Genomic DNA, 7,098 nt, shown 5'->3' with positions numbered 1-7,098 from the left:
CTAGCCTCGGACTTTCGAGCTCAAGCCAAGTAGTCCTCTGGCGGTGCCTTCCTTCAGCCCAGAACGATAGTTTCAACTCTCAGGCAGGGCATGCACCTGTAGGCATTGGCGGCGGGCAGGTTTGCAATTGCTGGCAGGGACGTGAGAAACTCCATTGGACGCTGACATCTGTTGCAAATGAGGGCTGGTGCCTTGTCCGTGCCACCGCCTTGCGCCATTGCTGGTCCGCCAAAAGGTGAGAACGGTAATTCCAATGGCCGGCGTTTACACCTCCGGACGACTACAGGGTGGCTGTATGGAAAATTGGCCCGCCAGCGTGAGCCGCTATTGCTCCTGAACCGAGACTCAGTTCTGATTTCTATCATTGTGGCCAAATTGCTTGCGGGAGGCGATCGTGAACGGCGAAGCCGGATGCACCGTTTGTAGCCAAGCTCGACTGCTCAAAGCTGTTTTCCTCGTCACCAAAGGCTACGAACTGAAGCGTTATGAATGCGGTAGTTGCGGCAGCGATCTGTGGCTGGTTACGAGAGTGTCCCGATCATCCGCGCCTAAGCAGCAAAGCGGAATATCCCGACGAGGTGCGCGGCTCAAGACCATCGAAGCGGCCTTGAGGGGCGCCCGTGGCACAGCTAATCAAAAACGGAAAGCGCCGCAAGCGTGACTGGCCCCCGCACTCCTCCATTTCTGTACGGTCAACCGCGGCGTCCCGATTGCCAGTTGAAAGCGAGATTTTGTCGTCGAGTTGCGAGACGGCCGCGACTGGGCACCATTATGATCCCCACTCAGACCTCCTTTGCGGCGTCAACGACCCCACCATGCCAACCTCGCACGAAGCCATTTCCCGGCCCCGCGAAATCTTGCTGAAACAGAGGGGGCCGAAAGTACCAGAATCGAACACGGGGACGCGACATGCTAGTCCTGATGAACCTGATCTGGCGGCGCTTTGCCTACACCATGATGGCCGGTATGCGGTCCAAGCTTGTGCGCCAATGACCAGAAGGGCGGCCGCGTAAGAAGCATCCGTGCCGCGTCTGGCGGCCCGCCCCGGAGCCCTCCCCTTGGGCGCCGCGACTTCAACCGCCCCTTCGTGAGAAAGGGGCTTTCCGTTAGACTGCGAGCGTCGAAGCCGCGACATCCCGCGGCGATGCCACCCTCTTCCGGGGGTGCGCATTTCATTGTGTGACTCATCTTTCAGTCAGGCTTGCCAAGAAGCGTCCCCAGGACGGGAAAGACCTGAAGCCGAATTACCTTCCCTCCGCGCCAGGCTGATAGGCGAACAAGGCTCGAGCCCATGTTTTTTTAGGGGGCTGGACCGGTCCTTGCTATCCCGAACAGGCCACCCAAGTGAACCAGCGCGTTTGTTTACCCACCTTGCGCGCCTGCTGAGCCGCTAAGGGCCGGCCATTGACTCTCGGCGACATGGCCATGAATACCGGCATGCGGCTTCAGAAGATCACCTTTGGTGAGATGCGCGAGATGGCCGAAAGCGGCACCTGATCTTCTGCCATTGGGCTCGCAACTCCCTGGCCGGAGAGGTTCGCTTGTCTGGTATCGAGCCGCGCTGTGTGTGCGCCGGGTGCGGCTATCGAGGGGCGGAGGTCAGGCCGGATTTAGCAACGGCAGGCCGCCGCAGTTTGCGAGATCGAGCGCTCGTTAGAGGAACGAACGCGCAGAGGAAAAATTGGAGGCTTGTTAGCTCTCTTCTTCGAGCTGGCGGAGCGGCCCCGGCATCAACCCTCAGGCCCCCAAGCCGGGTCGTCTCTCAGTGCGCCAGCTTCCGCTGAATTGACAAAATATCCCGGATAGCTTCCGACCGCCACCCTTTCATCTGCCAAATGGCATAGACGACCGCTAAATCAAACTGGCGCCAAGGCGGTCCTGCAAAAAGCCGGCCCCAGACGATGATTCCTGAGGCCGGAAGTTCTACGCGTCCGCTCCGAGACATCGCCCGGAGCTGGAGGCGAACGCACCCAGATTGCCGATTGTTCCCGATCAACATGGACCTGAGAGCCGGCGCACTGATGCATGTTAAGCCTTCTGCCGATTGTGAAACTGATCATATTGCGAGCCAGAGATGTTGCGGTACGATCATCGCACCGGGGCTGGCTGGATATTTCACCTCGTCGTTTTTCACCCGGAATTTTTGACCGCGCGGGCCGCAGCAGCAGTCCCCCTGCTGCGGCCTTCGTGTTCACGGCTCTTAGTACCAATGACTTCGCGTCCTGTGCCATTGGAGAAGGTATTATGCCCAAAGAGAAAAATTGCCTGATCGTTCGTGCTGCGGGAAGACAACTGGACCTGTTACGCGGCGAAGCCTCCCGCATCGCGAAAGGCAGCAACGTCGATTGGTGGATCGATCAGGCAGAGGTCGGCACTCGCTTCTGCTTCGAGGATACAAAAGCAAAAGCGTCATTCGCTCTCGCTTGTGACAACTTCGGTATTCCCTGCCAAGACGGCTAGTCCGCAGTTGAGCTGTAAGCCGGCGGCAGGGCCGCACAACCATCATAGCAGTCCAGCGCTAGCCGGCTCCCGCGCCCGGAGGTCCGCACCTGATCCCAAGCACGCGAACCGAGCCCGTCAGCGCCGGCGCCGACAGCGGGCCTTGAAGCAACGCACTGGCCGAGATAAGGGCCAAGCTGTTCCCGTCCGAACTCGTTGCCACCCGCTCTGAGGCCATCGCACTGAGATCAGATTGCGCTGTGTAGAGCGCGCCTGAATGGGGCGCGAGATCAGAACCAGCTGCGGTTATTTTGGAAGCATGCCTGTTTGGTGCGGTCCCAGATGAAATCCCCGCCGCCGCAGGGTGGACGGGGGCGAGAGGTCGCCGGGCATTCGTTCCGAACCTTGGCTCCCGTGCCCCAGCCGTCAACGACACATGCGCCACCGCTTGTCCTATGACAGCCCTCGCCACAGCCACCCGCTGCGTGCGCCCCACTAGCAGCAGCGAGAACCGTGGTCGCGAGGAGCATTCCTTGTAAGATTTTGATCACTGCCAGACTCCTTGGAAGCGAATGACCCGAGCGAGAAGGAAAAGATCATAACTCCTGCCGTGCCTCTTAGCTACGATCAGCGCGGCGCGAAGTCCCCGGCTCCGCACGAACCGCTCGATGGCTGCGCTCCCCGTTCGAAGCTGTTGATCCAGCAATTTTTAACAAACTGCAACCAGGTCAGCACAGCTGCATTTTTCGAATCATCCACCTGTCTCCGGACTGGAGGGACGTTCTGTTCCCGAGGCGCGTGTGAGCCACTTGCCTCGGTCCTGCTCTTGCTGGCCAACTTAATGCTAACGCTATGTTTCGGCTTGGCAGCGTGGCGCGTTTCCGACGAGGGGACGCTGGTAAACCGGTAGCAATGGCCTAGGCTGGATGCAAACCTCGGCCTACTGACATATCCGCGTACCCCTCGCATTTTGATCTCGCGCGCTGCTGAGCGCAGGCGACCACCTGCCCCGCTATGCGCCGCGACGCTGCTACGCTCTCAAGGGCAAGGCGGTCCTGAAGCATATGACGTCTAGAGTGGGTCACGAGCGGCCTTTGGTGTCCCAGGCTGCTTACTTCCGCTTGAGCTCCGGGGACGGACATCATCAGCGCCGGTCAGAATGTCCGAGATGGGCCCAGAAGGAGACCTCTGCTCGCAACTGAGCAAGCAACGAACATCCTGGCCATCTCATTGCTCGCGAACGCCTGCCTTCCTCAATCCTTCGACGATGCCGTCGTACTCACGACGAAACTGCGGATTAGTCGAACGTGCGTAGCCGATTTGCTGGAACCACTGAATCGTGAAGTCCGGTCGGAGTGCATTCAATTCGACCAACGCTTGCTGGGCCAGCTCCAACTGACCAGTGGCTCCATAAGCTGAAATCAGATCTACATACGGAAACCAGTCCAATTTATTCAAGTTGATGGAGCGCTTACATTCCCCGATGCCTTCCGTGTATTGGCGCAGATGGACATGAGCATGACAGAGGAAAAAGCGCCAAGTTCCAGCAGCCGGATCTTTGGGGCTTAGGCGCAGAGCGATCTGAATCGGGGGAAACGCTTCGCGCGCACGTCCTGCCGTAATAAGTACAATTCCCTTGGATGCGTACGCTACGGGCGAATTAGGATCAATTTCCAGCGCTGCGTCGTATTCAGGTAAAGCTGCCTCGGGATTTCCATAGTTCAAAATGTTGCCCTTGGCTGCGTGCGCGTTTGCGGTCGCCGGCCGTTGTGCAAGAACTTGATCAATCAGCTTGAGGGCCGTCCTTTTGTCCTCGATCACGGATGTTGACCATCCTTAGATCACGCCATCCGCTATGCACAACGCCTTGCCGATCATTGCGTCGATGTTGTTTCGATCGAGGCGCAGTGCGCTGTCGAACAAGTCGTTTGCCTGTTCGTTCGTTGACTTGGTCCGAGGGCCATACCGCTTCGCCCAGCCGCGCATGCTGAAATCCACAGCGTCTGGATTGGTTGGTCTGTCCATTTGGCTGCGTCGGCTTTCGGCTTGGATGAGTTCGACGTTGAGAGAGCGAGCGAGCCGCGCCGTGACCTGCTCCTGTAAGGTCGCAAGATTCGATCGATCGCCATCAAAGCGGTCAGACCAGACGTCGCGACCAGTCGACGTTCGGCAAGTGACACGTTCATCCGGACCCGATCTCCGGCCCGTTGCACGGCGCCCTGTACCGCCCATCGGATGCCGAGATCCTTGCCGAGCGCCTTGAGATCGATTTGCTTATTTTTGTAGGTGAAAGCCGTCCCCCGCCCGATAACGAATGTATCGGGCATTTGCGCGAGGTCTGTTGTTAGATCGGTCGTAAGGCCGTCGGCAAAATAGTCCTGCTCCGCATCGTTGTTGAGGTTTGCGAATGGCAGGACAACGAGAGACAAACGGGGAGCAACGTCGGGCCGAGCCGTAGCATCCTTTTGGGTTTTTTGGCTTTCCGGAAAGACGTCTGCGCGAAGCGTCTTCCAAACAGTCCAGTAGCCGACGAGGCCACCGGCGATAGCTCCCACGGCACCAATTGAGGCGAGCGCGCCGCCGATCAGCTGCAATCGTGCCCGCAAGCGAATCCTTAGATTGCGATCGGATGGCGGCTTCCGATCCTCATCGAGTGCCGCTTTGTCCGGCTGCTCATTATCAAATGGCGGTTTGGCAGGGGGGCGTTGGAGACTTCCAAGTTTGTCACCGTCGGCTCCCTGCAGGCCTCACGCCCGAACTTCAAACATTAGCAGAATTGCACGGTTTAAGTTGGTCAAGACTTCTGACTCATTCGAGCGTTTTTTCTGAAGACTATGTTCGGTCTACGAGGTCCGATAGATTTCCCCTGTGGGTCAGAAGTTGCAGTCGAGGCAAGTTCAGCTCGGCGTCCGGTTTAGCAGCGATTGTGTTGCAAAACTCGTTTCTGACTTGGGGGCGAGCTTGGCTTTGGAGTTTCGGCGGTTTTTTTGGTGCGGGGTGTCGGCGGTTTCCGTTTTGCTGGTGGATTTCAGCACGGGACTGCCAGTTGTGGCGGGGGACGGCAGATTAGCTTGGCCAGCCGCCTCAGGTTCTGCGCGGTGGCTGTGAGCAGCACTTCGTCCCTGACGCCATTCAGGCCCCGCAACCGAAGCCGGTCGAGCCTGAGAATGCGTTTCATATGAGCAAAACGCATCTCGACCTTTTTGCGCTCGCGGTGCGATTGCTCGAAGACTTCCGTATTGGCCAGCGCACGGGCATGATCGCGCACATCTTCGTTGACGTCACGGGTAATTTTGCGCACGACCGCCGTCGTGCATTTGGGCTTCAAGGCGCAGCCAGAGCAATCGCTCTTGCTGGCCCTGTAGTAAACGATGTCGATATTGCCGGTGCTGGTCAGTTCCGCGCCACCCGGGCAAACATAGACATTGCGCTTTTTGTCGAAGACGAAGTCCGCTCGGCTAAAGGTGCCCATCGGGGCGTGCCGACTTGTCCCACACCGGAACGTGCGGCGTGATCTTGCGATCCACTAGCCATTTGAGCAATCTGACCGCGCCGTAAGCCGTGTCGCCTGCCAATCTCTTGGGGCGCAGATCGAAGCGACGCTCAACACGGTCCACCATGATCTGGGTGACAGCAATCTCAACCGCACGGTTCGCGCGCGTGCCTACCGCATCGAGGATGATCCCGGCCTTGTTGTCGATCAGATAGTTCGCATCATAAGCAAAGAATGGATCCACGCCCGGCCTCGTAACCCATGTTGCTTGCGGATCGGTGAGCGAGACTTCCTTGGGAGGCTTGCGGCGACGGCTGCCTTCACTTGAACCGCCGCCGTCCTCATCGCCGTCCTTATCGCTATTGGCAGCATCAAGCGCTGCGATGTACTCGCGCACCGCATGGGATGCTTCCTCCGCCTTTGGCCAGGTAGAGGCTGGTCGCCGGGAAGTCGCCTAGTCTTGTTCACATCGGGCTTGATCAGGCTCGCATCGACTGAGAACGCTTCGCCTCCGACCAGCCCCGCCAAAATACACAGCGCCACTACACGTTCAAAAACCCGGCGTAAGGCATCGCTCTCACGGAAGCGTTCGCGCCGCGCCCGGCAAAACACCGAGTGATCAGGGATATGATCCTCGACGCCGAGCTTGCAAAACCATCTATAAGCCAGATTGACCAGGACCTCGGCGGAGAGCCGACGCTCGGAACGAAGTGCAAATACGTAGGCAAAGACCAGCATCCGGATCATGAGCACCGGATCAATCGAAGGCCGGCCAGTGTGGGAGTAGAATGGAGCGAGCTCGTTGTGCACCCAACTCAGGTCCAGAAAACCGTCGATTTGCCGTACCAGGTGATCAACCGGCACCACCTTGTCGAGATCAAAGGAGTAAAAGAACTGGCCCTGGCCGCTCTCCTACCGACCTAACATCCGCTGCTCCCGCAAATGCCGCCTCAAACCAACGGAATCACGATTCGCGAGTCATCTCAACCGGAGTTTTGCAACACAATCGCAGCCACGGCGGACATCACGGCGGCTGAGGCGCTCTTTCGGCGATGGGCCATGTGTGGACGTATATGGACCCCGCCCGATTGCAACGACTGGCTTGATCAGGATCGACGGCCACAACTGCTGACGTATATCCGGCTTCTTGATGCGGCTGGACAACG

The 7,098-nt window shown here is 58.5% G+C and carries 5 protein-coding genes and 1 pseudogene; 2 read left to right on the top strand and 4 right to left on the bottom strand.

Annotated elements, in window-relative coordinates; all coding sequences use genetic code 11:
- The first annotated feature begins 394 nt into the window (after window positions 1–394).
- Together IVA75_RS09555 and IVA75_RS09550 are read left to right on the top strand one after the other, a co-directional pair.
- A complete protein-coding gene (locus tag IVA75_RS09555) occupies window positions 395–661 on the top strand; it encodes a hypothetical protein (RefSeq protein ID WP_247290044.1) in 267 nt (88 codons plus the stop codon).
- 1,364 nt (window positions 662–2,025) lie between these two features.
- A complete protein-coding gene (locus tag IVA75_RS09550; RefSeq protein ID WP_247290043.1) occupies window positions 2,026–2,460 on the top strand; it encodes a hypothetical protein in 435 nt (144 codons plus the stop codon).
- Between the two features lie 1,206 nt (window positions 2,461–3,666).
- Here the strand turns inward: IVA75_RS09550 and IVA75_RS09545 are convergent.
- The 4 genes and pseudogenes from IVA75_RS09545 to IVA75_RS09530 form a co-directional block, all read right to left on the bottom strand.
- Entirely contained in the window at window positions 3,667–4,260 is a 594-nt protein-coding gene (locus IVA75_RS09545) for a tetratricopeptide repeat protein (RefSeq protein ID WP_247290041.1), read from the bottom strand.
- 53 nt (window positions 4,261–4,313) lie between these two features.
- Complete coding sequence (locus IVA75_RS09540; RefSeq protein WP_247290039.1) at window positions 4,314–5,033, bottom strand: hypothetical protein; 720 nt, start codon at window positions 5,031–5,033, stop codon at window positions 4,314–4,316.
- A gap of 434 nt (window positions 5,034–5,467) precedes the next feature.
- A pseudogene (locus tag IVA75_RS09535) lies at window positions 5,468–6,799 on the bottom strand (IS1182 family transposase).
- A gap of 111 nt (window positions 6,800–6,910) precedes the next feature.
- Window positions 6,911–7,098 (bottom strand): hypothetical protein (locus IVA75_RS09530; RefSeq protein WP_247290037.1); only part of this gene is annotated, 188 nt, incomplete at its 5' end.

Origin of the sequence: Bradyrhizobium sp. 134, from assembly GCF_023074155.1 — a bacterium.
Taxonomy (GTDB): domain Bacteria; phylum Pseudomonadota; class Alphaproteobacteria; order Rhizobiales; family Xanthobacteraceae; genus Bradyrhizobium.
Note: the sequence above shows the minus strand (reverse complement) of the source record. Positions and strands in the feature narration are given on the sequence as shown.

Coding starts and splice junctions, on each gene's coding strand:
- IVA75_RS09550 (WP_247290043.1), top strand. CDS start 2,026: ATGTTAAGCCTTCTGCCGATTGTGAAACTGATCATATTGCGAGCCAGA.